The organism is Streptomyces sp. SID10853, assembly GCF_010548145.1.
In the GTDB taxonomy this organism is placed as follows: Bacteria; Actinomycetota; Actinomycetes; order Streptomycetales; family Streptomycetaceae; genus Streptomyces.
On record NZ_JAAGLN010000012.1, the window covers coordinates 1 to 25,200 of the forward strand.

A 25,200-nucleotide genomic window follows, 5' to 3' on the forward strand; every position below is an offset into this window, starting at 1 on the left:
CCGTGGTCCGGACAGCAGCAACACCCAGTCGGCCAGGGCCGTGCGCAGTTCCCCGGGGTCCACCAGTGCGTCGATCTGCCCGGCGGCCAGTTGCCCTTCGGCGCTGTAGGCGGCCGGGTCGGCGCCCGGTGGCCGTACCCGCGATCCGGCGAAGCCCACCTGTGCGCCGGGCAGCGCGAGGACGACGTCGGCCCCGGCGCCGAGGGTGGCCCAGCCGCCGCCCGTCGACGGGTCGCGCGCGACCGCGATCTGCGGGACACCGGCGGCGCGCAGCAGGGCGGACCGGCGTGTCACACGCTGCAGTTGGGCCAGCGCGCGCATCCCCTCCTGCATCCGGCTGCCGCCGGTGGCGATCAGTGAGACGAGTGGGGCGCGCCGTTGCCCCGCCAGGGTGTAGGCGGCCTCCAGGAGGTCGCCCGTGTGCTCTCCGAGCGAGCCGCCGAGGAAGCCGAACTCGAAGGAGACGATGACCGTCTCCCGCCCCGCGACCGAAGCGGCCCCGCAGACGACGGACTCGCGCTCCCCGGTCCGCTCCGCTGCCCGCGCGGCCGACTCGTCGTACCCCGGCCAGCCGATCGGACCGTCGGGCTCCCCCGCGCGGGGCGGAAGCGTCAGCTCGGTGAAGGAGCCCGGGTCCGCCACTGCGTCGATCGCCTCGCGGGCCGTCCACGTGTCAGTCATGCAGCGCACGCTTCATGATCTTGCCCATCTCGTTGCGGGGCAGCTCGTCGAGCAGCCGCACCTCGCGTGGGCGCTTGTGCGGGGCGAGCTGCTGCGCCACATGCCGGGCCAGGTCATCGACTGTGGGCGGGTGTTGTGCGTCGGAGGGGACGATCCAGGCGACGACGCGCTCGCCCAGGTCCGGGTCGGGCGCTCCGGTGACCGCCGCCTCGCGTACCGCGGGATGGTCCAGGAGGGCGTTCTCGATCTCACCCGCACCGATCTTGTAGCCGCCGCTCTTGATGAGGTCGGTGGCCTTCCGGCCGACGATGCGCACATACCCGTCGGGGTCCCGGGTCGCCATGTCGCCGGTACGGAACCACTCGCCGTCGAACGCGGCAGCGGTCGCGTCCGGACGGTTCAGATACTCGGTGAACAGGTTCGGGCCGCACACCTGGATCTCGCCGACGGTCTCGCTGTCGTACGCCGTGATCTCCTCCCCCGTCTCCTCGACCAGCCGCACCCGCACCCCGTCCAGTGGCACACCGACCGTGCCGGGACGCGGTTCGCCGTCGGCGCGGACGCTCGTGTTCATCAGGGTCTCGGTCATGCCGTAGCGCTCGACGACCCGCCGCCCTGTCGCTGAGGCGATCCGCTCGTGGTCGTACACGGGGAGCGCGGCCGATCCGGACACCAGGAGCCGGGCTCCGGACAGGGCCTTGGCCAGCGCCGGGTCGTCGGCGAGTGCTTCGGCGACGCGGTGGTACATGGTGGGGACGCCGAAGAACATCGTGCCGTGCGCCGCCAGTTCACGGGCGACCGCGGCCGTGTCGAAGCGCCCGATGTGGTGCACGGAGCCGCCCCGGCGCAGCGGACCGAGGATGCCCAGGATCAGGCCGTGGACATGGAAGAGCGGAAGGCCGTGGACCAGTACGTCGTCCCCGGTCCACTCCCAGGCGCCGGCCAGCGCGTCCAGGGTGGAGGTGATCGCCCGGCGCGGCAGGACGACGCCCTTGGGCGGCCCGGTGGTGCCGGAGGTGTAGACGATCAGCGCGGGCGCCCCGGCGGACGGCTCGTCGGGGAGCGTCGGCGCTCCGGACGCGGGCCGTACGTCGATGTCGATCCGGTCGGTCCCGGCGAGCACGGGCGGAAGTACGTCACCGGGCGCCGCGAGGACCAGCGACGGGGCGCTGTCGGACAGGATGTGCGCCAGCTCGCGCTCTCCCGTCCGCGGGTTGAGCGGCACGGCGGGCACCCCGGCGAGCAGGGCGGCGACGACGCCCACGGCCGTCTCCAGGGTGGGGGTCGCCCAGACGGCGACCCGTCCGGCGCCGGCGAGCCGGGCCGCGTGGGCTCCCGCCGCCGCGGCCAGTCCGGCGTGACTGAGCGACCGGTCGCCGAAGGTCAGCGCGGGGCGGGCCGAGCCCGCGGTCAGGGCCGGGAAGAGAGAGGGCATGGGTCGGGACTCCTCAGTACGGGGGATTATGCGGGCTGGTCGGTATGGGGATACGGGAACTGGGCTACGGGGCCGGCCGCTTTCCGGGGCGGACGGTGACGGGTCTGCTCCTCTCAGACCACCCCGACCCTCTTACCCGGTACGCCACCGGGCTGCTCACGGGCCCCACGCGACCGCACCACCAGTTGTGCCGCGCCGGTGACGACGAGGTTGGGCAGCAGCGCCACGAGGCCCGGGTCCATTGTCCCGAGATCCACGCCGCCGAAGGTCAGCCAGGTGAGGACCGCCACTCCGGTGAGGATGCCGAGCAGGACGGGGACGGCGCCGAGGCGCACCTTTCCGGCCAGTCCCATGGTGATGGCCGGGGCCAGCTGGCTGAGTCCGCCGAAGGTGAGCAGCAGCAGATTGGCGAGGAGGTCGGGGCGGGACAGCCCGAGGCAGAGCGCGAGGGCCGCGGCGGCCACCGCGCACACATGGTTCGTACGCAGCTGGGTGCGCTCGCTGCGGGCGCTGAGGACATTGCGTGACAGCAGGCTGGAGATACCCACGATGATGGCGGCGGAGGGCACCATCGCGGCCGATGCCGCGGCCACCGCGACCACACCGACCAGCCAGCCGGGCAGAGTCTGACCGGCGAGGGTCAGCGCCACCGCGTTCCCCGGTGAGTGGGGCGACACCATGAGGATGCCCGCGAAGCCGACGATGACCGGGATGCCGAGGGCTATCTGGTACAGGGGTAGCCAGACGGCGTTGGAACGCAGCGCGCGGCCGCTTCGGGCCGCGAGGACCGGGGGCCACAGATGGGCCATGGTGCCCAGGCCGCCGCCGATACCGGAGATGATGACGGCGCTGACGAAGAAGGTCGCGTCGTAGTCTTTCTGATGCAGCGTCAGTAGGTCCGGGCGGGTGTCCCGCACGGTCTCGAAGAGTCCGCCGATGCCGCCCTTCACCGAGACCGCGACCCCGATGAACAGCACGAGGAGCCCGACGACCATCAGGGCGTCCTTGAGGTAGGCGACGCGGGCGACTCCGCGGATACCGGACCACAGCACGAAGCCGACGGTGAGGACCGTCGCCAGGATCATGCTGAGGTTGCCGCCCGTGCGGCTGCCCGTCGCCAGCTGGACGATCAGGCCGAGCCCGGTGATCTGCAACTGGAGGTAGGGCAGCAGGAACACGGCCCCGACGACGGCGACGACCTTGCCCAGGAGCGGGCTTCGGTAGCGCTCGGCGAAGAAGTCCGCCTGCGTCAGATAGCCGTGCTCGCTGCCGAGTTGACGCATCCGCGGAGCGGTGAAGTACTGCAGGACGAAGTTGATGGCGAGATAGCACAGGGCGTACGAGGCCGCGACTCCGCCGCCGAAGGCAAGGCCCGCGAGGCCCAGGAAACTGAAGGTGGTGAAGGACTCGCCCGCCTGCAGGAACCAGGTGGTGAAGGTGGAGAACTTCCGCTCCCCCACCGTCCATTCACCCAGCGGCCCCCTGGCCGGCCGGTGTCTGCCGATACCGACCACGGCGATGGCCAGCATGCCGACGGTGGCGATGACGCTGGTGCTGTTCATGCCGGGGTCTCCGTCTCGGTGTGGTGCTCGCCCGCGTCGGCGGGCCGGGCGAAGCGGTCGGTGAGCGCGAGCCCGGCTGTCGTCCCGGCTGTCCACAGCAGGCACCAGGCCAGCACCGAGGGGACACCGAGCCACAGGTACGGACCGTTCACGAAGGGCAGGAACGGTGTGCAGATGAATGCCATGACGGGCACGACGGCCCAGATCACGTGCAGTTTCCTCATGAGGGCTCCCGGGTGTGACAGCTTCAGGCAGGGGGAAGGACCGGCCGCCGGCGCCCGTGCCGGGTCACGGCCTCGTAGGCGGCGCCGATTTCGAGCACGGCCGCGTCGGCGCGCGGCGGGCCCACGATCTGCAGGCCGACGGGGAGTCCGGCGCGGGTGAAGCCGGCCGGCACCGAGAGGGCGGGTGCGCCGAGTACGGAGAGGAAGTACGCGGAGCGCATCCAGTCGAGGTAGCTCTGCTGCGGCTGCCCGTCGATCTCGGTGGGGTACTCGTCGTCGACGGGGAACGGGGAGACCTGGCTGACAGGTGCCAGCAGTACGTCGTAGCGCTCGAAGAAGCCGGTGGCGGCCAGATGGATGCGGGTGTGCTCGGCGGTGGCGCGGGCGAGGTCCGCGCCGGTGAGCCGCCGCCCCTCCTCGATGTTCCGGATGAGGCTGGGCTTGAGCGCGTCGGGCCGCTCGTCGAGGAACGCTCCGAAGCCGAGGCTGAACGCCTGGGCGCGCAGCGTCCGGAAGACGTACTCGGCGCCCGAGAGGTCCGGGCAGTCCTCTTCGACATGGCAGCCCAGCTCCTCGAAGACCGCCGCCTGCCGGTCCAGGACGTCGGACACGTCCGGGTCGACGGGCACCCGCCCGCCGAGGTCGGGCGCCCAGGCGACCCGGAGCCCCGTCAGATCCCTGTGGTTCAGGGGCGGTCGGAAGGTGCGGCCCGGTGACTCCAGGGAGAGCGGGCAGCGGGGATCAGGCCCGGCCATCGCGGACAGCAGCAGGGCGGTGTCCGCGACCGTACGGCCCATGGGGCCCGGTACGGCGAGGGTGTCCCACGCATCGCCGGACGGATGGGACGGCACCCGGCCAGGGGTGGGCCGCAGCCCGACGACGTTGCAGAAGGAGGCGGGGTTGCGCAGTGAGCCGCCCATGTCACTGCCGTCGGCCAGCGGCTGCAGCCCGGCGGCGAGCGCGGCCGCTGCGCCGCCGCTGCTGCCACCGGCCGAGCGCCCGGTGTCGTACGGGTTGCGGGTCGCGCCGAAGACGGGGTTGAAGGTGTGCGAACCCGCCGCGAACTCCGGCACGTTGGTCTTGCCGATCCGGATGGCGCCCGCCGACTCGATGCGCTGGACGAGGAGTTCGTCCTCGTCGGGCACATGATCGGCGAAGAGCGGCGAGCCGTGTGTGGTGCGCATTCCGCGGGTCAGGTGGGTGTCTTTGAACGCGATCGGCAGCCCGTGCAGGGGGCCGGTCGCCGAGCCCCTGGCCATGCGCTCGTCGGCCGCGGCCGCCGCGCGGAGCGCGCCTTCCTCGTCCAGCGTGACGATGGCGTTGACCGCGGGATTGACCCGCGCGATGCGGTCGAGGTGGGCCCGGACGACCTCACGGGCAGAGAGGTCGCGGCTGCGCAGACGCTCCGCGAGGTCCGTGGCGTCGAGCATGCAGAGGCCGTCGGCCGTGTCTTCGATCATGCCGCACACACTGAGGGTGACTGATCATATAAGTCAACACCTCTGCACGAGTGAGTGTTTCAGACGCGGATTTACCCTTCTTGAAAATTATGGTCAGGGGAGTGAGATCTGGGTGCGGCCGTCAGGTGCGGCGGCGCAGGAGGGGGGTGGCCGTCCCGCTCCGTTTCAGCGCCTCGACCACCAGATGGGACTGCACGGCCTGCACCCGCCGCACCCACGGCGCCGCGGTCAGGAACTCGTGCAGCGCGGCCTTCGAGGGCTGAGTGACGTCCACGAGCAGCTGGTACTCCCCCATGACCACGGCCGCGTACCGCACGAGCGGCGATGCCACGAGCAGCCGGCCGACGTCCTCCACCTCATCGGGGCGCGTCTTGATCCACAGCAGCGCCTCGACCGGGAGTCCGAGCAGGGCGGGCTCCACACAGGCCCTGATGCTGACGAGCCCGTCGCGGGTCAGCGACTCCACGCGCCGTCGCGCGGTCGCCAGCGAGACACCGGCCACCGCGGCCAGTTCCTCGTGTGTGCACCGGCCGTCCTCGGCCAGCGCCCGCAGGATCGCCCGCTCCTCCGGGCCCACATCGGAGTCCGGCACACCGACGCCGTCCGCGACGGGAGACCGGCCGCCGAGTGCCGCGATCTCGTCCTCGTCCAGGATTTCCGGCTGCCACTCGTGCACCGTACGGAAGTACCGCAGGACGGGTGAGACGTTCTGGGCGAGCAGTCCGGGCAGGGCGGGCACCTCGTCGAGCATCAGGTGCGCCAACTGCCCCGGCGAGCACTGCAGTTCGGCCACACAGTCGACCGCTCCGGCCAGTACGTAACTGAAGATCGCGTCGTCGCGCCCGGCCGCAGCGGCCGCCGCTTCCCGTACGGCACCGGGGCGGCAGTTCATCCGCAGGATCACGGTCTCCCCGCGTACCACCAGGCCGGTGACGGACACCCGGCCGCTCTCCAGGAGCCGCAGACCGCGCCGCGCGACCTTACGCTCCGGCTCCCCGAGCGCGGCGGCGATCCGCCGCCAGGGTGCCCGCCCGTCGATCTGGAGCGCGGCGGCGATACGGCGGTCGAGGGCGTCGAGTTGCTCGACGGGCGATGTCACAGTCGTCGGAGGCGTCACCACGCGACCCTATGCGGTCCGTGTACGTGGCTCGGGGCCCGGCGGAGGATATTCCCCTCCGCCGGGCCCCGGGTTGCACCTGACAGCCAGGCCGGCCGGCAGTGCCGGCTCAGCAGCGACGCGGACTCAGAAGCAGCGCCGGCCCAGAAGCGGCGCCGGCCCGGAAACAGGGCTCAGAAATAGTGCTTGCGTCCGCCGACCTTGCGTCCGGTCGCCCCGAGGATCCACAGGATCGCCCCGACCACGACGAGCACCCCGCCGACCGTCGTCAAGAGCGAGACACCGACCACCAGGCCGATGATGAGCAGAATTGCACCAAGAACAATCATGACAGCTCCGATCTTCACATCTCTTCGGTGCGTGCGGGTCTCGTCCCGCGAGATCCGCCGCACCCTTTCCCTGCCCGCTGCGTTCCGGGCCAGGTGAATCCCGGCCTGCCACGCGATCGGCGGCTGCTGGATCCCTTCGTGCTCAACCGTGTGCCCCGCCCCCGGCCACCCATGCACGCACGGATCACCGGCCTCCGGCGGGCGGCCCGTTCCCCACCCGCGGATCGAACCGTCAGGAGAACCAGAAAACTTCACGGCCGGAGCACAACCATGAACAAACCATGGGGATCGTCACAGTCGAGTTGGGCGCCCTGTCTGGTTCGTTGCGATTTTTCCGGTGGCATGTCATGCGCTGGTCATCATAAGAAGGTGCCGCGACATCGAACGCGTGTCGCAGTCAGCTACGAGTCGCTGCCGGTGGGCGCGGGCAGCGTGAGAGGACCAACACCCGTGTCTGGGAAGAACTTAAGAAGGACTCAGCTCCGGCCCGAGAGACCGGAGGGGCAGAACGGGAAGGGAAACCCCCTGCCCGGCAGGTCCAGAAGGATGCGCGTCCTTCGCCGGACGGCCGTCGGTGTCGCGGCGCTGCTGTTCCTGGGATCCGGGGTGGCGACGGCGACCGCAGCCGACGGCAGCGGGGGCGGGGGCTTCGTCCGCAACCCGAATCCGAATGCCGCGCCGTCGGCCAGGCCGGCCGCCGGGCCCGCGATGAAACCCATGACCGCAGCGGCGTCCCGGCCCGTGTCGGGCAAGAACCCCTCGGCGGGGCCGGGCACGAAGGACACCTCAGGCGCCTGGCAGGTCAGCACCCCCAAGGTCAAGCTGAGCAACACCGTGACCAACTCCGACGGCAGCACGGCCGACCTCACCTTCGAGGTCTGGACCGCCGACTCCGCGGGGAAGGCCAAGACCCAGGTGGCCATCAGCGACGACCAGTACGGCGTCCTGGTGTCCGGCTTCGTCAAGTCCGGTTCGACCGCATCCGTGACCGTGGGGGCCGGATATCTGAAGCCGAACGTCGACTACGTCTTCCACACGTCCGCCTACGCCAAGGACAGCGGTCTGTACGAGACGTCGTGGTCGCCCTGGGCCCGGTTCCGCGTCACGATGCCCGTCGACCTGACCCTGCCCAACCCCAATGCCTCGGCGGCGAACCCGGACCAGACCGCCCAGCCGTACACCGACACTCCGGCGCCGCCGTCTCCCTGGCAGACCGCGGCCGGCCCGAGCGGTGACCGTTCCGTCGCACCCGGGGCGTTCGGGACCCACTGCACCACCTCGTCGGACGGCGTGAAGGTGTGCGGCACGGCCGAGCCCTACGACGGCCACAACTTCACGCTCCACCGCGGCGCCGGCCCGCAGGCCAAGGCCGCCGCACCGTCGTCCCTGGTCAGCGGCTGCGACCCGGCCAACCCGCGGGCGGGGCTGTGGACGACGCGCTTCGAGGAGTGCTCGTCGTTCACCATGGAGTGGGAGGCGACACTCAACGATGCTCCCGTGGGCACCGTGAAGGCGCTGGTGGTCAACGAGCGTCAGCTCGACCCGAAGTCCGGGAACATCACCGAGCGGATCAACGTCACCGACGTGGACGTTCCGGCGACCATCCCCGCGTTCACCCTGGACCCCCCGAAGATCGACTGCGAGCCCTCAGGGAACTGCGGCGTCCAGGACGTCAGCGGCTGGACGGGTGCGGCAGCGTGGGTGCCGGGCGACCACCACAGCGTGTCCGCGGACGCCTCCTACATCTGGGGGCCGGACCTGACCGGGCCGAACAGCACCAAGCCGCAGGTGATGAAGCTCGGCGTCGCCGTCGCACTGCAGGGCAACCCGAAGATCCCGGGCCAGACGGTGCAGACGACCCCCGCGTACTTCATGGACGTCGCGGGCGGCGACCTGGAGAACGGCGGAGCCCCCGACCAGATCCGCTGCGACAACACCAAGATCATCAGCAAGGTGCCGACCACCGGCTGTGTGTTCCACAACTACGTGCCGACCTACACCTTCAACGCGGCGAAGTACCCGCAGGCGTCGTCACACGCCTGGCTGATCCAGCACAAGCTGGCCAACCACCCCGGCAGCAAGGCCGACAGCAAGCCGCTGTACTTCCTGCCCGACGGTGACATCAGCGGCAACCGGACGGTGATCTGTCCCACCGGATGGGCGGCTGCGAACGGCGACACCAGCGCCCTCAACGGCGCCACGGACAAGGAGCTGAACTGCGACGAGTTCGCCTTCAACGCCACCTACAACAGCGGCGGGATGCCCTCGCTCGCGGGCGGCCTGAACCCGGTCAGCAGCGGGGACGCCTGTGTGCAGACCCTGGCGAGCAAGCAGGGCACCACCGTGCACCTGTTCAACATCGACGGCTCCACGCCGACGTGGAAGGAGGTCTGCGGGCGGTCCGCGATCTCCGGGAACGACAACAGCGGTTCGATGGCCGGGTTCGGGGCCTTCAACGCGAACCAGCGGCTGCTGGACCGTGACCCGTACTGGCTGGACACCAACATGAGCGCGGCGTGCTCCGCCGACAGCGCGACCGTGAAGTGCACCATGACCGCGAACAACCAGTAGCCGCACCCCGGTTCACAGGGGGCAGCTCACAGAGAACGGCTCACAGGGGGCGCCGCGCCGGGAGGGCGCGGCGCCCCCGCCGCCACCGGTTCACACCGGCGACGGCAGGTGCACCGCGGGCAGCAGCCCCAGCTCGATCTCCCGACGTGGCAGCGAGAGCCCGAGAGTATCGCCCACCGCGGTGAACAGCCGCTTCGCCAACTCCTCGTCCTCGTCCTCGGGGTCGTCGCAGCCCGGGAAAGTGTCCCGCACTGCCCCGGCCGTGCGCATGGCCGCGTCCAGTGCCGCGAGCCTCCCGAGCCGGTCCCCGGGCGGGACCGCGGTCTCCAGCAGGCTGTCACCGGGCTCCCCCGAGCCCACTTCCCCCGCCGCGTCGACGTAGCACACCCACGGGTGCTCGTGCAGGAAGCGGTCCAGGCAGACCAGTTCGCCGCCCGGCTCCACCAAGGTGTCCTGGCCCAGCCGGTCGAGGAAGACGAGGTGCCAGGTGGACCGCTCGACCTCCACGACGTACGACCACTCTCCGCTGCGGCCGAACATCGCCACGCTGTCGCCCAGGTCCACGCTCAGCCTGTCGAAGTCCTTGAACAGCGGCGGCCGTTCGGCCATGCGGCGGTCGGCGCCGAGGCGGACCACGAAGTCCACCGGGTCCACCCCGCGCACCGCCGTGAGGGAGATGTCCGAGAGCATCCCGCTCTTGGCGATCGCACCGCTGTACCAGTGCTCGCCGATCCAGGCCAGGCCGTCCGTCATCGTGCCGTCCCCTCTCCTCGTTCTCCGCGCACACGTTACCGAGCCCCGGCATGTGCACACCGCCCAGGAACGCGCCCTTCGCTCCGGGACATGGCGCAAAACGTGGGGTGTGTGTCGTTGACGCCATCCGGCCCGGACCGCAGGGTGGAGGGGTGGAACAGCGCCGCACCGTCTTTGTGATCTTCGAGGGTTTCCAGTCCCTCGACCTCTCCGGCCCCTACGAGGTCTTCCACCATGCCGGCCGGCTGACCGGCGGCTACTCCTGCCTCGTCACGGCGCCGCTGCCGGGCCTGGTCAGGTCCGGCAGCGGCCTTTCCGTACACGTTCCCCAGGGGGTGGCCGACCTGGACCCTGCCGGGTTCGACACCGTGGTGGTCGTGGGCGGCGGTGGAGTCGACGAGGCCCGGCACGATCCGGCGCTGACCTCCTGGCTCTCCGCCGCGGGGGCCGGTGCCCGGCGCGTCACGTCGGTGTGCAGCGGGGTCTTCCTGCTGGCTGCGAGCGGTCTGGCCGGGGGACGGCGGGTGACCACCCACTGGGCGCGTGAGCAGCAGCTCGTACGGGAGCACCCCGACCTGGTCGTGGACTGCGACCCCATCTACCTCAGGGACGGGCCGGTGTGGACGTCGGCGGGAGTGACAGCCGGGATGGATCTCGCGCTCGCCCTGGTGGAGGACGACGTGGGCCGGGAGGTCGCGCACGCCATCGCCCAGGAGATGGTGATGTTTCTGCACCGCCCCGGCAGCCAGTCGCAGTTCAGTGTGTCGCTGTGGTCCGCGCAGCCGGCCACCGACCCCATCCGTGCCGCCGTGACGGCGATCCACGCCGATCCCCGCGCCCGGCACGCCGTCAACGACCTCGCCTCCCACGCCGGGCTGAGCCCCCGTCACTTCCAGCGCAGGTTCACGGGAGAACTGGGCGTACCGCCCACCACGTATGTCGAGGGCGTACGCGTCGAGGCTGTGAAGCGGGCGCTGGCCGAGAGCGACCATCCCGTCGAGACCCTCGCACGGCGGTACGGCTTCGGCACCGCCGAGACGCTGCGCCGTGCCTTCCACCGGCACCTCGGCGTCGCACCGTCCGACTACCGCGACCGGTTCCGGTCCACGAAGGAACACCGGTGACCGGAGATCCCGGTGCCGTAAGCATCCCGATGACCGGGAAGTACCCATTACCCATGACCCATGAGCAGGGAGCACCGATGACCACCCATGGACTGCTGATCTTCGACGGCGCTGAGGAGCTGGACTTCGCCGGGCCCTGGGAGGTGTTCACCGCCTCATCGATGCTGCGCGACCAGGCCGACACCGCGGTCCTCATCGCCGAGCAACCCGGCGCCGTGCGCTGCAACAAGGGCATGCGGGTCCTGCCGGACCACACCCTGGAGGACCACCCCGCGCTGGACGTCCTGCTGGTTCCGGGTGGCAACGGAACCCGCCGCGAGGTGTCCAACCCCGTACTCATGGAGTGGATCCGCGAGACCGCCGCCACCACATCCTGGACCACAGCGGTCTGCACCGGCGCCCTCTTGCTGCACGAAGCGGGTCCGGCGCGCGGCCGGCGGGTCGCGACCCACTGTCTGTTCGAGGACACCCTGGAGGCCAGGGGTGACATCACTGTGGTCCGCGATGCCCGCTACGTCGTCGACGGGTCGCTCGTCACCAGCCAGGGTGTCTCCGCCGGAATCGACATGGCCCTGTGGCTCGTCGGCCGTCTGCACGGCCGCGACCACGCACGCGCCGTCCGCCGCTACATCCAGTACGAGCCCGCGCCGCCCTACCTCGCCGACGAGCCGCTGGGCGCCTGAGACGGGTACGGCGGGCGGGGCCTGATCTCTCCCCACAACTCGCCGCACCCGTAGGGTCATTGAACGCCTGCGAGGGAGGGAACGGACCATGCCGAAGGTCGCTGGACTGCTGTACTACCCGGTGAAGGGGTGTGGCGTCGTATCGACGACGGCCGCCACCGTGACGTCGGCCGGGCTGACGCACGACCGGAGTTTCATGGTCGTCAGCGAAGAGGGCGTCTTCATGACCCAGCGCCGTCACCCACGGCTCGCACTGATCGCGCCCGCCGTCAGCGCGGACGAGCAGACCCTCACACTGCGCGCGGACGAACGCCACGGGGCGGTGCGTGTTCCCGTGGACACGACCGGCCCGCGCCGGGACGTGGACCTCTTCGGTCGACCGTACCGGGGCATCGACCAGGGAGCCGCGGCCGCCCGGTGGCTTTCGGATTTCCTGGGCGTGCGGAGCCGGCTGGTGCGCGTACCGCCGGAACACGGCCGCGTCACCGACGGGCGGACGCCGGGCACTTCGGGCTACGCCGACAGCTGCGCCCTGCATATCGTGTCGGCGTCCAGTCTGGACCACCTCAACGGCAGGCTCCTGGCCCGCGGTGCGCATCCGCTGGCCATGAACCGCTTCCGGCCCAACATCGTGGTGGACGGGTGGGCCGAGCCGCACACCGAGGACCGCGCCCTGCGTATCCGGGTCGGCGACGCCGAACTGGGGTACGCCAAGCTCGCCATCCGGTGCGCCGTCACCCTGGTGGACCAGGAGACAGCGGCCAAGGCCGGCCCGGAACCGATGCGCACGCTCGCCCTGTACCGCAGGGCGGCCACAGGCGGTGTCGCGTTCGGCTCCAAGTACGCGGTGCTGCGGCCGGGGAAGGTCTCGCTGGGTGACGCCGTGGAAGTCACCCGGTGGGGTGTCTCCGAGCTGCACGGCCCGACCGGCCGGTCATGACCCGCCGGTGACACTGGACCGGTGGTGTTCGTCGGCCGGGTGATGCCCGTCGGCCGGTGGTGACCGTCGGCCGGTGGTGTTCGTCGGCCGGTGGTGACCGCCGACCGGTGGTGCCCGTCGGCCGGGTGATGTTCGGCAGCCCCCGCCGCGACAGCGCCCGTCGGCGGCCCCTCACGGAACCGCCACGGCGGGCCCGGTCCGCGGTGGGCCGGTACGGACCGCGATCAGCGCCACATCGTCGGTTCCGTCGCTCGCCAGCCCGGCGAGCAGTTCGTCGCAGAACACCTCAAGCGGCTTACGGGCGAGGGCTGCCGCGTGCTGCCGCAGTCGGGCCAGACCGCGGTCCAGCCCTTCGGCCCGGCGCTCGATGAGACCGTCCGTGTACAGCAGGAGGGTGGATTCGGGCGGCAGTCGTTCCACCGCGCCCGAGCGGTGCTCATCCGGGTCCATCCCCACCAGCATCCCCCGGCCGCCGTCGAGGAAGCGGGTCTCCCCCTCGCGGGTCACCAGCAGGGGCGCGGGGTGCCCCGCCACCGAGTAGTGGAACTGCCAGGACTGGTCGGGCGCCGTCTTCTCGACCAGCCCGTAGATACAGGTCAGCGTCTGGTGCGGGGAGAGGATCTGGTGCGCGGCGTCCAGCCGCGCAAGGATCTTGCCGGGTGGTTCCTTGCGGTCGCAGGCGATACCCCGGAGCACATTGCGGGTCTGGCTCATCATGATCGCCGCACGCAGATCGTGTCCCGCGATATCGCCGATGATCAGTGCCAGGGCGCCGTCGGGCAGCACAAAGGCGTCGTACCAGTCGCCGCCGACCCGTGTGGTGGCCATCGCCGACTGGTACCGGGCAGCGAGTTCGAGCGGCCCGTGCGCGGGCAGGTCGGGAAGCAGTGAACGCTGCAGGTGCTCAGCGGTGTGCTGCACCTCCGAATGCAGGCGCGCGTTGTCGATGGCCAGCGCCACCCGGTGGGCGAGGTCCTCGACCAGCGCGAGGCTGTCCTCCGTCAGCGCCGCCTCCCTGCGGGTACGCGCCAGGGTCAGCACCCCGAACACCTGGCGCCGCGCCCGCAGCGGAGCGACCACCGCCGTGTCGGTCTCCAGACTCAGGAAGAGTTCGAGTTCACGCGCCAGCAGCGGGTCGTCGTCGGCACGCGGGGAGCGGAAGTCCGTGAGCAGCACGGGCCCCACCCCTTGCAGCGCACGGGCCCACCCCGCCTCGGATCCCTCGGCCGACGGCAGGGGCCCCTCGTACAGGCCGGGGGCCGACCTCTCGGCCTCCCGGTGTTCGACGGCGACACGGCGCAGCTGTCCCTCCCCGTCCAGCAGGTCCACGGCGCACCAGTCGGCGAGGCCGGGGACCAGGGTGCGGCAGAGCCGCCGGATTCCGGTGTCCGTGTCGAGGGTGCTGGCCAGGGCTTCGGCGGCATTGATGAGGAGCGTGAGCCGGTCGAGTGCATGCTGCACCTCTTCGTCGACCTCGTAGGGCTCCTCGTCGGCGGCGGCACGCCCCTCCCCCGCCGGGCCGCCCTTCTCCGGCGGGGGGTCCATCTCGGCCGGGCGGTCCTTCTCCGCCGGGCCGTCCTTCTCCGGCGGGCGGTCCTTCTCGGCCGGGCCGTCCTTCTCCGGCTTCCCGGCCGAGGGGTCCTGCAGCGCGCACATGCCGGCTCCTTGCCTCCGCTGCGGACGGCCGGCGAAGGGGAAAGCCGCCCGCCCTCACATTCTGCGACCCACCAGGTGCCCCGGCATGTCCGGTACGCGCGTCACCCCTGCGGAATGTCCGGGTCGGCGGCTGCCGGGCCGGCGGCGCTCCCCGCGGGTACCGTCCGCCCGGGTCCGCGCTGGGTTCCGCGCCCGCGCCGCCGGACTGTCCGTAACACCGCTTCGACGCCCGGCACTTCGCCCTCCCGGCCCTCGCGACTTCACGGCCGTCGGGGCCCTCGCGGCCCTCGGGGCCTTCGCGCCGCCGCGTTGTCGCCGCCGAGGAGGCGCGGAAAGCGGCCACTGCTCCACCGGTAGAGGAGGGCGACGGCCGCGACGAGCACGGGGACGGCGATGTATCCGGCTGCGAAGGGCGCGATCACGACCGTGAGGACCAGGGCGGTCAGGGCGTAACCCCGGGCCCGGCCGGTCAGCAGCCGGACCCCGGCCGCCGTGCCGATGAGGTAGGTCACCAGCACGAGGGAGGCCGGCAGGCCGACGATGTCCTCCGTACCCCAGCCGCCGAGCCGGGTGACCACAAGCCCGGCCGCTCCGGTCCCGCCCACGGTCAGCACCCCGGCCACCGGGACGCCGCGCGCGTTGCGGTGCGCCAGGGGGGCCGGGAGCCAGCCGTCCCGGCCGAGCCCGTAGCCCAGCCGGGAGACGGCCGCGATGAAGGCGTTGGTGGTGCCGAGGCTGATCACGGTGGCGAGGACAGCGGCGGCGACGGTGGCGCTGAACCCGAGCCCGGCCCCCAGCACCTGCCCGACCGCGATCCGGTCCAGCCGGGCGTTGCCGTAGGTCCCGGTGCCGACGACGGCGAAGGAGACCCCCAGGTACAGCACGACGACCACGGCGACCGTCGTCACCGTCGCCCGGGTCAGGTCGCGGTGTACGTCACGGAACTCACCCGCCAGATGGGCGACCGCCTCCCACCCCGCGAAGGCGAAGAACAGTACGACGGCCCCGTCGGCGATACCGGACAGGCCGTGCGGCGCGAAGGCGGAGAACGAGGAGAACCCGGACGTGTGGACACGCGCGAGGGCGGTCAGCGCGGCGGCCAGGAGCAGCAGCGCCACACCGCCCGAGAGGGCGAGCTGCACGCGGCCGCTGAGCCGCAGCCCCACCAGATTGGCCGCGACCGCGAGCGCGAGGATGACCGCGGCGAAGAGGAACGCGCGGTCCTGGTCCAGGCGGAGCGCGGCAACGATGTAGTAACCCCCGGTCAGCGGCACGATGGTCTGTCCGACCGACCCGGCGACGAAGTAGAACCACCCGGCGAGCCCGCCCGCCGTCGGCCCGAAGGCGCGGGTGGCGTAGGTGGAGATTCCACCGGGGTCGGGGAATCGGGTGGCCAGGGCCGCGAACGTCATCGCGAGCGGCAGGCCGAGCAGGCCCATGAAGAGCCACGACACCAACGAAGCGGGCCCTGCGGCCGACGCGACCTGACCGGGCAGTACCAGCACTCCGGCGCCGAGTACGGCTCCGACGTACAGAGCCACGGCCTGCCCGTAGCCGATCGTGCCCTGTGGAGGGGAGGCTTCCGCAGTGCTGCTTTCGTGCGTGTTCGGGGGGTGCCCGGTGGCGCTCATCCCGGTCCTTCTCTCTCGCGGCGGTCTCCCTCCCAGATTCGGTATTCCGCCGTCCACGGACCAGTGGCAAGCTTGCCGACATGCGAACGGATCCTGCCGCGCACCGCGTGGCCATCGCAGTGACTGACCAGGCGCCGCTCTTCGAACTGGCGGTGGCCTGCGAGGTGTTCGGCATCGACCGCCCCGACCTGGCCGACCCGTGGTACGACCTGCGGGTGTGTGCGGCCGACCCCGGTACGACGGTCGCGCACGGCTTCGTCGCGCACGGCGCCGCCGGCCTGGACGAGCTGGTCCGCGCGGACACGGTGGTGGTGCCGGCCTGCGCGAACGTGCACCGTGGGCCGCAGCCCGAGCTGGTCGACGCGGTCCGGGCGGCCCATACGGCCGGGGCACGCATCGCGGCCATCTGTTCGGGCGCCTTCGTCCTGGCCGCGGCCGGCCTCCTGGACGGGCGCCGTGCCACCACCCACTGGATGCACGCCGGTGAACTCGCCCGCCGCCACCCGGACGTGCGGCTCGATCCGAAGGTTCTCTATGTCGAGGACGGCGGGGTCTACACCTCCGCAGGCACCGCCGCCGGTATCGACCTCTGCCTGGAACTGGTGCGTACCGACCATGGAGCCGCCGTGGCCAACGCGCTCGCCCGACGCCTGGTGACGCCTCCGCACCGCACGGGCGGCCAGGCCCAGTACGTCGAACTGCCCGCGGTGGCCCGCGACGACACCGCACTCGGGCCCCTGCTGGAGTGGGCCAGGGCCCGGCTCGACCGGCCCATCACCCTCACGGACCTCGCACGCCGGGCCGGCCTCAGCCGCCGGACCCTGGCCCGCCGCTTCGACGAGGCGATGGGGGTGCCGCCCATGCGCTGGCTCCAGCAGGAACGCATCCGCCGCGCGCAGCACCTGCTGGAGACCAGCACACTGCCCGTGGAACAGGTGTCCGCCGCCAGCGGGCTCGGCAGTGCGGCGAATCTACGCCGTCATTTCGTCCGCTGCGTGGGCCTCGCACCCCAGGCGTACCGCCTCGCCTTCCTGGGCACAGCGCCTCCGTTCAGGGAGGGTCCGCCGCTCCGGCCGTAGGGCCTGTCGTCAATTGCCGCCTGCCGCGCGGCGTCCGGCACGCACGATCGCGGCGTTGCCGAAATGCCCTGGTAGCTCCGCTACGAGAACATGCCGGGCCTGGTGCGCCACCGCCGGGTCGGCCCTCCGGTACGCACTCGCGACCCGGTACATCAGGGGACCCGGGCCTCGATGTGGGCGAGCTGGGCGGCGAGGATTTCCTCGAACGCGGCGTCGCGGTCCGCTCCGAGGGGGCGGATGTCGCGGGCGAAGTGAGCCAGGGCGGGGAAGCGTTCAGGGTCGGCGCCGAGCACCGCGACGCGGAACTGCTCCATGCCCTGTTCGTACTCCTCGGGGGTAATGGTGCTGATACCGGCCTCGGAGGCGATCAGCGCGGCGAGGAGGACCGCGACGCGGTGGTACCGCGCCGGGATCTGCTCGTCGGGCAGACCGGACGCGCGCAGAGCCTCCAGCAGCTCCTCCATGACCAGCCGGGATCCGGTGCCGCCTGACGCGTGACGCCCCCACACCGAAGCGAGTTGGGGCTGCTCGCCGAACGCCGCTCGCAGGCGCAGGGCCAGGGCTGTGACGCGCTGCTTCCAGTCGCCCTCGGGACGGTAGCCATCCATGGCGGCCAGCAGGATCCGGTCGGCGACCGCGCGCAGCAGTTCGGTCTTGTTACGGAAGTGCCGGTAGAGGCTGGAGGAGTCGGTCCCGAGCGCTGCGGCGAGCTTGCGCACGCTGAACGACTCGGCGTCGCCCGTGCGCAGCAGTTCCGCCGCCGTGTCCAGGATCTCCTCGGTCGACCATCGCCTTCGGCCAGTCATCGTGCCCCTCTCGTCCGCGCTCAGCCTAACCTATGCACTTGGCAATGCACGCGGTGCGTGCATAATGAGGGCAACAGTGCAGGACGTCACGACGGACCCGGCATCCAGCCGGGAGACGAGAGGGAGTCATGAGCGAGACACCCGCCACGACACGGCCGCCGGAGCCGGACTTCTCGGCGATCACGACCGCGGAACTGATCGCCTACCGCGACGCGGAAAACCGCTTCCGGGCCTCCGGTGCGGCGCGGACGGTCCTCGGGGAGCCGGATCCCGGCGCCGCGATCGTCTGGCAGGAGATCGAACTGCCCGGCCGCGACCTGCCGGTGCGGGTTCACCGGCCGGCCACGGCAGGGGACGGCGAAGCCGCGATCCGGACCGCCCTGCCGCTCGTGATCCATGTCCACGGAGGCAGCTTCGTAGGCACGGCGGCGCAGTGCGACTGGGCAAACAGCCACATCGCCGCCGGGCTGCCCGCCCTCGTCGTCTCGGTCGAACACCGCCTCCTCGCCCCTGGCAGCCCGCTCGCGAACGCCGCGGATGACGGCTGGGACGTGCTCCAGCACGTGGTGCGGCACGCCGCGCGGTGGGGCGCCGACCCGGCGCGCGCAGCTGTGTTCGGCGAGAGCTGCGGCGCGCTGATCAGCGCGCTGACGGCCCTTCGGGCCCGGGAGGCCGGGCTGGAACTCAGGGCACAGGTGCTGGTCAACCCGGCGGTCGACGTGTCCGGGACGATGTACGACCACCCCTCGATCGCCGAGTACGCGAACAGCCCGACCGGGAACCTGCCGCAACTGCGGCTCTTCCAGCGGCTCGCCGTCCCGCCGGGTACCGACGGCCGGGCCCTCTCACCGCTGTACGCGGACGACCTGAGCGGGCTCGCCCCGGCACTCGTGGTCGTACCCACGCAGGACGCAGTCGCCGATCACGGGCGCCGCTATGCGGAGCGATTGCGCGCGGCAGGGACCCCTGTGCGGCTTTCCGAATACCCGGGAGCGAAGCACGCGTTCCTCACCCTGCCCGGCGTGGAACCACAGGCCGGGGCCGCCCGGGCGGAGATCCTCGCGTTCCTCCGAGCGGCCCTGGCGAAGTGACGGAGGCGGACTGCCGCTTCCGGACTGCCCGTCGCGGATCACGCTTCTTCGGGGTGCGGGACTTCGCACAGCGGCCGCGGCGGGACAGGCTGGTCCCATGAACAACTTTCCGGCCCGCCGTCTCCGGCACATCGCATCGGCCCTGCTCGTCGTGACCGCACTGGGCGCCTGCGGTGGACGCTCGTCCACCGCCGCCCACCACACCCCGGCCCACCACACCCCGGCCTCGTCCGCGCCGGCTCCGGCGTCATCGGCGCACTCCGCGGCACCCGCCCTCAAAAAGCTGGAACACCGCTACGGCGCACGGCTGGGTGTGTACGCGCTGGACACCGGGTCCGGCCGGACCATCGGATACCGCGCCGACGAGCGTTTCGCGTACGCCTCCACGTACAAGGCACCGGCCGCCGCCGTTCTGCTGCGTACCGCGTCGGACGCCGACCTCGACCATGTGATCACTTACCGTGCCGCCGACCTCCAGGACTACTCGCCGGTCACCCGCCCGCACCTGTCCACCGGAATGACCCTGCGCGCCCTCATCAACGCGGCCCTGCGGTACAGCGACAACACCGCGGCCAACCTGCTGCTCGACCGGATCGGCGGGCCGAAGGCGCTCCAACGGGCCCTGCGCGGCCTGGGTGACACCACCACCCATGTCGACCGTCCGGAACCGGACGTCAACACCGCCGTTCCGGGGGACGTACGCGACACCAGCACACCGCGCGCCCTCGGCACCGATCTGCGGGGGTTCGCCCTGGGCGGCCTCCTGCCCGCGAAACGGCGGGACGAGCTGAACACCATGCTGCTCCACAACACCACCGGCGGCCCCTACATCCGCGCCGGGGCCCCGGCCGGCTGGAAGGTCGGCGACAAGACCGGTAACGGGGGCTACGGAACCCGCAACGACATCGCTGTTCTCCGGCCACCGCACGGCAGTCCTGTCGTGCTCGCCGTCCTCTCGGACCGTGGCCGGCAGAACGCCACATCCGACGACGCGTTGATCGCCGACGCCACCAAGGCCACGCTCGCCGCACTGCGTTGACACCGGAGGTACGGCAGGCGATCGCACCTGTTTCGAGCCGAAAGCGTGCGCTTGAAAAAGAAACCAGATCTTTGTCTCCGCAGATCAGAAGGCGGTTTACGATGAGACCAATTCACTTTGTCCACATGTTGGACACGCGCCCCTCGCACCCCTCCCCCCGTATGAGCTGCCGGGATCTCCCCGCGCGGCGCCCTGAACGGACATCCGCGTCCGAAAATCGATCAGCGACGTGCGGCAACTCTCCGCACCGGTCAGACTCCTGTCCGCAATCAACCACCCCCTCCCGACAGGAGATTCGACATGCGGCACAGCCTCAAGACGCTCGGCGCGGTGGCACTCGCGGCGGCGGCCTGCGTGACGAGCATCGCGGGAACGGCACACGCGCAGACGGCGAGCATCTACGCCCCCTCCGCCCTGGTCCTCACCATCGGCCGCGGCGATGAGGCGGCGTCGACGGTCGCGCGCGCCGTCACCCTGAGCTGTTCGCCCCAGCCTCGGGGCACCCACCCCGCGAGCCAGGCCGCGTGTACCGAACTGGAGGCGGTCGGAGGGGACTTGACGCTTCTCTCCGGAGCCCCCACGGACGAGCGGTGCTCACTCCTCTGGGCACCCGTGACCGTGACGGCCGACGGCGTCTGGCAAGGCCGGCGGGTGGCCTGGCGGGCCACCTACGGCAACGCCTGCCAGATGAACGCGGCTCTCTCCGACAGCGCGGTCTTCAACTTCTGACCCGCCTCCCCCGACCTGCCGCGCGGCTGTGCGACCCCGTGAACGAGCGGGGTCGCACAGCCCGCCCCGGACCAACAGGCTGCGGGCACGTCAGTGCTGGAGGACCTTGGAGAGGAACTCGGCCGCACGGCCGGTCTCCGGATGGCCGAAGAACCGCTCCGGCGGCGCCGACTCCACGATGCGCCCGCCGTCCATGAACACGACCCGGTCGGCGGCGCGTCGGGCGAAGCCCATCTCATGGGTGACCACCAGCATGGTCATGCCCTCGTCGGCGAGATCCACCATCACATCGAGCACTTCGTTGATCATCTCGGGGTCCAGCGCCGAGGTGGGCTCGTCGAAGAGCAGCGCCTTGGGCTCCATGGCCAACGCCCGTGCGATGGCCACCCGTTGCTGCTGGCCGCCGGACAGCTCCGCCGGCCGGGCACCGGCCTTGTCCGCCAGACCGACCCGCTCCAGCAGAGCGCGCGCCCGGTCCTCGGCCGCGGACCGCGGCATCCGGCGCACCTTCAGCGGGCCGAGCGTGACATTGTCCAGCACCGTGCGGTGCGCGAAGAGGTTGAAGGACTGGAAGACCATTCCTACGTCAGCCCGCAGCCGCGCCAGCTCCTTCCCCTCCTCAGGCAGCGGGGAGCCGTTCACCGTGATGGTGCCGGAGTCGATGGTCTCCAGGCGGTTGACGCAACGGCAGAGGGTGGTTTTGCCGGACCCGGACGGGCCGAGCAGGACGACGGTCTCACCGCCCCGGACGTCCAGGTCGATGTCGTACAGAACCTGGTGCGCACCGAACGACTTGCCGACACCCCGCAGGTGGATGACCGGTTCGGCCGTGTCCGGCGCGGGCGGCCCGGCCGCGTCCGCCGGGGAGGGAGAGGGGGACGCCACGCCGGAGGGAGAGGAGGACGCCATGTCACTGTCCCCCGGGTCCGTCGTAGATGTTCCACGGCAGGGGCGCATAGGGCGCCTCGCAGGGCAGTCCCGCGGCCACGTGGTACTCGCCGGTCGTCAGGTCGACGATGTTGGAGGCGATGGTGCTGGTGCGCAGCAGCGGATCCGTCCCGGGCTCCGGGTGGTTGCAGACCGAGTGCGGCAGACCGAAGTGGTCGGTGAGGCTCCGCTCGATCACCGTACGGACGTCCGCCGAAGCGGTACGTTCACGGGCACCGCGCAGCGCCGATTCGATGATCGGGACGCGGTAGAGCGAGTCGACCGAGAACGGGCGGTAGGTGGAGGCGAGTTGGGGCGGGACGGCCGCCTGGTAGTGGTTGCCGTGCACCAGGAGGCCGTCCTCCGGATACAGCCACTGGTGGCGGGCCGGGGTGGTCTCCAGGTCGATGGCGACGCCGTCGCGGTGGGTGAGGAGCAGGTTGGTGGGGATCTGCTGGCGGGCCGTGAAGGGGACCTGGAGGGCGTCCTTGTATCCGGCCCGGTCCAGGATTCGCCGCCGGATGAACGGCTGCGGTACGCCGATCTCGTCCCCGAAGCGTCCGCCGAGCCCGTTGGCGTTGAGGGCGATGCCCGCGGAGTTGGCTCCGTGCCTGCCGATCTGGCCCGCTTCGACGACCATCACCACGGTCGGCAGCGGCGGCTGGACGACTCGGAGGGCGACGAGTGTCGCACCGGCGCCGGTTCGCCAGTCCCAGTTCTGTCCGCACCAGACGTGCCCGTCCCCCGCGGCGGGCGGCAGCAGGGCGAAGGACGAGCAGCCGTCGGCGTCGGGCTCAGCGGCATCGGATGCAGCGGCGTCAGCACCGTCCTGGCCCGCCGCGGGCCGGCCGCCTTCGGCGCCCATCCGGGCGAAGGTCCGGTCGTAGGCGATCTCCCCCCGGGCGTTGAGCGCCATGAGGTCCAGGAGTCCGGTGCCCGCGCCTTCGGCGACACCGCGGAGCTCCTCCAGGAGGTCGGGTGCGAAGTCCTCGACACAGGGCAGCCAGAGTCTGGCGCGCTGGGTGACCTCGTGCCATTCCAGCCCGGGGCGGCGCGCGAAGGACTCCCGGTAGAAGGAGAGAGCTGTCTCGATCTGCGGGCGGGCCGCCTCGCCGTACTGGCGACCGCGCTCCCGGGGCGGCCCGGAAATCTCGATCAAGGGGATGAGGGGTGTCTGCATGGGGCTTCTCTCCGGAATGGCGCGCTCGGCGTATGTAGCATCCGCTACGAGTCGCTCGGGCCCTCGTAGCTACGGGCACCCGATAGTAGTAGTGGACACTACAGAGGAGTCAATACCCGTCATGACAACTACCGAAAGCGGCTCCGGCGCGGCGCAGCCCGGATTCCACACCCGCGTGGCCGAGCGGCTGGCCCACCTCTCCCCGGCGGAACGGCAGGTGGCGGAGTATCTGCGCAACCACGTACAGGACGTGCCGTTCGCCACCGCCGAGCAGCTCGGCCAGGCCGCAGGGACCAGCGACGCCACGGTGGTGCGTACGGCCAAGGCGCTCGGCTACAGCGGCCTGCCCGAGCTCAAGCGGGAGCTGGGGCAGCGCTTCGTCGACAGCAGCCGCCCCTCGACCGTGCGGCGCCGGACCACATCGGGTGACAGCGACGCGGCTCTGGACCAGATCTTCGACGAGGCGGTGGACCGGCTGCAGCAGACCCGCCGCCTGCTGGACACCACGTCGTTCGGGCGCGCGGTGGACCTGCTGGCCGGCGCGCGCGGGGTGACGGCCTTCGGGGTCGGGGCGTCGGAGCTGTCGGCCCGCCATCTCGCGCTCCGCCTGGGGCGCCTGGGGTTCCGTACCCAGGTGGCCGCGGCGACCGGCTTCCAACTGGCCGACGCCCTCCTGCCGCTGACCGCCGACGACGTCGTGGTCGTGTACGCGCCCGGGCGCCTGCTGACCGACGTCGAGGTGGTCCTGGACCACGCTGCACGGACGGGGGCGGCGAGCATCCTGGTCACCGACTCGCTCGGCCCCGTACTCGGCGACCGGGTCGACGTCGCCCTGACGGCGCTCTACTCCAGCGGCGGCCTGGCGAGCGAGGAGCTGGCGGCCATCACACTCAACGACGCGCTGCTCCTGGCCGTACAGGAGCGCGACGCCGCCCGCGCGTCCGAGGCCGGCGAGACCCTGAACCGCCTGCGGGAAGCCCTGACCGGCCGTGACCCCGCGGTCTATGTGCCCAGGCGCCGGCAGCGGAGGCAGGGCGCGGGCGACAGCGCGGGCTGACGTACGTCCGCCCCTTGACACGCCGTGGAGCACGGCTATGGTGAGCGCACTACAGAGGTTCACCCTCTCGTAGTTTCTGCGACACAGTCTCTGTCTGCCTCCCTGCCCGGACTCCGCCTCCACTCTCCAGTGACCAGGCCCGCCGTCCGCGGCCGTGAAAGGAACCCGGTCATGACTCTCCGGAGAACCGCTGCGCTCGTGGCCGCCGCCGCCTGCGCCGCAGCCCTCACCGCCTGCGGCTCAGGTTCGGCCCTGCCTGCGGCCAAGTCCGCCGGCGGCAAGGACCCGGCCACCGCACTGCTCTCACGCGCCCCGGTGGGCAAGGACCTGCCCAGCACCCCCACCCTGGAGCGCATCCGGCAGAACGGACGGCTGACAGCCGCCACCTCCGACACCGACCCGGGCTTCTCGGAGAAGAACCCGGTCACCGGCAAGTACGAGGGCTTCGAGGCGGATCTGACGGCGATGCTGGCCAAGTACCTGCTGGGCAAACCGGAGGTCAAGCACGTCGCGATCAACGCGGACACCCGGGAGGCGCTGCTCCAGAACGGGACAGCGGACGCCGTCCTCTCCACCTACAAGATCACACCCGAGCGGCTGCGCAAGGTCTCCTTCGGCGGCCCGTACATGAACCTCGGTCAGGCGGTGCTCGTCCGCAAGGGGCAGTCGGCCATTGCCAAGGCGTCCGACCTCGACGGACGCAAGGTGATCACCACGGCGGGTCCGTCGGTGGAGTCGCTGAAGAAGGTCGCCCCGCATGCCACGCCAGTGGTCTTCCAGACCATCAGCCAGTGTCTCCAGGCGCTGCGCGACGGCCGCGGGGACGCCTTCGTCAACAATCAGGCCGTCATCGTGGCCCGGGCCAAGAAGGACACCACCCTGTCGGTGGCGCCCTTCACCTTCGGCGCGGCCGCCTACGGCATCGGACTGCCGAAGAACGACCCGAAGTTCACCGCGATCGTCGACGGATTCCTGCGCACCGTCGAGAAGCAGGGGCTGTGGAAGCAGTCCTGGACGGACAACGTCACTCCCCTGACCAAGGCCCCGGCGCCCCAGCCGCCCACCCCGGGGAACGCGGGCGCAGCCGCTTCCGCCAAGGCATCCGCGGACTCCTGAGAGGACGGGC

General features: G+C 71.4%; 23 protein-coding genes. 10 read left to right on the forward strand and 13 right to left on the reverse strand.

Annotation, left to right across the window (positions count from 1 at the left end):
* From G3I19_RS04730 to G3I19_RS36790, 7 genes are all read right to left on the reverse strand, one after another.
* Positions 1 to 681 (reverse strand): carboxyl transferase domain-containing protein (locus G3I19_RS04730; protein WP_275402691.1); only part of this gene is annotated, 681 nt, incomplete at its 3' end.
* Positions 674 to 2,116 carry an acyl-CoA synthetase gene (locus G3I19_RS04735; protein ID WP_164259784.1) on the reverse strand — a complete coding sequence of 481 codons (1,443 nt, stop codon included), beginning with the start codon at positions 2,114 to 2,116 and terminating at the stop codon, positions 674 to 676. The genes G3I19_RS04735 and G3I19_RS04730, both read right to left, overlap by 8 nt.
* A gap of 113 nt (positions 2,117 to 2,229) precedes the next feature.
* Positions 2,230 to 3,678, reverse strand: coding sequence for a sodium:solute symporter family protein (locus G3I19_RS04740; RefSeq protein WP_164259786.1), 1,449 nt, complete (start codon positions 3,676 to 3,678; stop codon positions 2,230 to 2,232).
* Complete coding sequence (locus G3I19_RS04745; protein WP_164259788.1) at positions 3,675 to 3,902, reverse strand: hypothetical protein; 228 nt, start codon at positions 3,900 to 3,902, stop codon at positions 3,675 to 3,677. The genes G3I19_RS04740 and G3I19_RS04745 overlap by 4 nt, the downstream gene beginning before the upstream one ends.
* A 23-nt stretch (positions 3,903 to 3,925) precedes the next feature.
* Positions 3,926 to 5,362 carry an amidase gene (locus G3I19_RS04750; RefSeq protein ID WP_164259790.1) on the reverse strand — a complete coding sequence of 479 codons (1,437 nt, stop codon included), beginning with the start codon at positions 5,360 to 5,362 and terminating at the stop codon, positions 3,926 to 3,928.
* 121 nt (positions 5,363 to 5,483) lie between these two features.
* Complete coding sequence (locus tag G3I19_RS38210; RefSeq protein WP_343234984.1) at positions 5,484 to 6,479, reverse strand: Lrp/AsnC family transcriptional regulator; 996 nt, start codon at positions 6,477 to 6,479, stop codon at positions 5,484 to 5,486.
* Positions 6,480 to 6,652: 173 nt separating this feature from the next.
* Positions 6,653 to 6,808 carry a hypothetical protein gene (locus G3I19_RS36790; RefSeq protein WP_203599184.1) on the reverse strand — a complete coding sequence of 52 codons (156 nt, stop codon included), beginning with the start codon at positions 6,806 to 6,808 and terminating at the stop codon, positions 6,653 to 6,655.
* 546 nt (positions 6,809 to 7,354) lie between these two features.
* On the opposite strand from G3I19_RS36790, the gene G3I19_RS04760 reads away from it, so the two are divergent.
* Positions 7,355 to 9,379, forward strand: a complete 2,025-nt coding sequence (locus G3I19_RS04760) for a hypothetical protein (protein WP_164259792.1) — start codon at positions 7,355 to 7,357, stop codon at positions 9,377 to 9,379.
* Positions 9,380 to 9,469: 90 nt separating this feature from the next.
* Here the strand turns inward: G3I19_RS04760 and G3I19_RS04765 are convergent, their stop codons facing one another.
* Positions 9,470 to 10,132 carry a hypothetical protein gene (locus G3I19_RS04765; RefSeq protein WP_164259794.1) on the reverse strand — a complete coding sequence of 221 codons (663 nt, stop codon included), beginning with the start codon at positions 10,130 to 10,132 and terminating at the stop codon, positions 9,470 to 9,472.
* Between the two features lie 152 nt (positions 10,133 to 10,284).
* On the opposite strand from G3I19_RS04765, the gene G3I19_RS04770 reads away from it, so the two are divergent.
* From G3I19_RS04770 to G3I19_RS04780, 3 genes are all read left to right on the forward strand, one after another.
* Positions 10,285 to 11,256 (forward strand): DJ-1/PfpI family protein, encoded by a 972-nt coding sequence (locus tag G3I19_RS04770; protein WP_164259796.1) that lies wholly within the window; start codon positions 10,285 to 10,287, stop codon positions 11,254 to 11,256.
* Between the two features lie 77 nt (positions 11,257 to 11,333).
* Positions 11,334 to 11,939, forward strand: coding sequence for a DJ-1/PfpI family protein (locus tag G3I19_RS04775; protein WP_164259798.1), 606 nt, complete (start codon positions 11,334 to 11,336; stop codon positions 11,937 to 11,939).
* Positions 11,940 to 12,027: 88 nt separating this feature from the next.
* Complete coding sequence (locus tag G3I19_RS04780) at positions 12,028 to 12,879, forward strand: MOSC N-terminal beta barrel domain-containing protein (protein WP_164259800.1); 852 nt, start codon at positions 12,028 to 12,030, stop codon at positions 12,877 to 12,879.
* A 171-nt stretch (positions 12,880 to 13,050) separates the two neighbouring features.
* Here G3I19_RS04780 and G3I19_RS04785 read toward each other — a convergent pair whose 3' ends face one another.
* Together G3I19_RS04785 and G3I19_RS04790 are read right to left on the reverse strand one after the other, a co-directional pair.
* Positions 13,051 to 14,535, reverse strand: coding sequence for a GAF domain-containing SpoIIE family protein phosphatase (locus G3I19_RS04785; protein WP_239073969.1), 1,485 nt, complete (start codon positions 14,533 to 14,535; stop codon positions 13,051 to 13,053).
* Positions 14,536 to 14,795: 260 nt separating this feature from the next.
* Positions 14,796 to 16,166 (reverse strand): amino acid permease, encoded by a 1,371-nt coding sequence (locus tag G3I19_RS04790; RefSeq protein WP_164259802.1) that lies wholly within the window; start codon positions 16,164 to 16,166, stop codon positions 14,796 to 14,798.
* Between the two features lie 80 nt (positions 16,167 to 16,246).
* On the opposite strand from G3I19_RS04790, the gene G3I19_RS04795 reads away from it, so the two are divergent.
* On the forward strand, positions 16,247 to 17,245 hold the full coding sequence (locus G3I19_RS04795) for a helix-turn-helix domain-containing protein (protein WP_164259804.1): 999 nt from the start codon (positions 16,247 to 16,249) through the stop codon (positions 17,243 to 17,245).
* A 152-nt stretch (positions 17,246 to 17,397) separates the two neighbouring features.
* Here G3I19_RS04795 and G3I19_RS04800 read toward each other — a convergent pair whose 3' ends face one another.
* Positions 17,398 to 18,051, reverse strand: a complete 654-nt coding sequence (locus tag G3I19_RS04800) for a TetR/AcrR family transcriptional regulator (protein WP_164259806.1) — start codon at positions 18,049 to 18,051, stop codon at positions 17,398 to 17,400.
* A gap of 128 nt (positions 18,052 to 18,179) precedes the next feature.
* Between G3I19_RS04800 and G3I19_RS04805 the strand changes: the two genes are divergently transcribed.
* The 3 genes from G3I19_RS04805 to G3I19_RS04815 all read left to right on the forward strand — a co-directional run bounded on the left by G3I19_RS04805 (position 18,180) and on the right by G3I19_RS04815 (position 20,910).
* A complete protein-coding gene (locus G3I19_RS04805; protein WP_164259807.1) occupies positions 18,180 to 19,142 on the forward strand; it encodes an alpha/beta hydrolase in 963 nt (320 codons plus the stop codon).
* A 97-nt stretch (positions 19,143 to 19,239) separates the two neighbouring features.
* On the forward strand, positions 19,240 to 20,181 hold the full coding sequence (bla, locus tag G3I19_RS04810) for a class A beta-lactamase (RefSeq protein ID WP_164259809.1): 942 nt from the start codon (positions 19,240 to 19,242) through the stop codon (positions 20,179 to 20,181).
* A 300-nt stretch (positions 20,182 to 20,481) separates the two neighbouring features.
* Positions 20,482 to 20,910 carry a subtilase-type protease inhibitor gene (locus G3I19_RS04815; protein ID WP_164259811.1) on the forward strand — a complete coding sequence of 143 codons (429 nt, stop codon included), beginning with the start codon at positions 20,482 to 20,484 and terminating at the stop codon, positions 20,908 to 20,910.
* 90 nt (positions 20,911 to 21,000) lie between these two features.
* On the opposite strand, the gene G3I19_RS04820 is transcribed toward G3I19_RS04815, so the two are convergent.
* Both G3I19_RS04820 and G3I19_RS04825 read right to left on the reverse strand, forming a co-directional pair.
* Positions 21,001 to 21,819 carry an amino acid ABC transporter ATP-binding protein gene (locus G3I19_RS04820; protein ID WP_164259813.1) on the reverse strand — a complete coding sequence of 273 codons (819 nt, stop codon included), beginning with the start codon at positions 21,817 to 21,819 and terminating at the stop codon, positions 21,001 to 21,003.
* A 1-nt stretch (position 21,820) separates the two neighbouring features.
* Positions 21,821 to 23,017: a C45 family peptidase gene (locus G3I19_RS04825; RefSeq protein WP_164259816.1), complete on the reverse strand. Its 1,197-nt coding sequence runs from the start codon at positions 23,015 to 23,017 to the stop codon at positions 21,821 to 21,823.
* A 121-nt stretch (positions 23,018 to 23,138) separates the two neighbouring features.
* On the opposite strand from G3I19_RS04825, the gene G3I19_RS04830 reads away from it, so the two are divergent.
* Both G3I19_RS04830 and G3I19_RS04835 read left to right on the forward strand, forming a co-directional pair.
* Positions 23,139 to 24,074, forward strand: coding sequence for a MurR/RpiR family transcriptional regulator (locus tag G3I19_RS04830; RefSeq protein WP_164259818.1), 936 nt, complete (start codon positions 23,139 to 23,141; stop codon positions 24,072 to 24,074).
* 171 nt (positions 24,075 to 24,245) lie between these two features.
* Entirely contained in the window at positions 24,246 to 25,190 is a 945-nt protein-coding gene (locus G3I19_RS04835) for a transporter substrate-binding domain-containing protein (protein ID WP_164259819.1), read from the forward strand.
* The last annotated feature ends 10 nt before the right edge of the window (positions 25,191 to 25,200 follow it).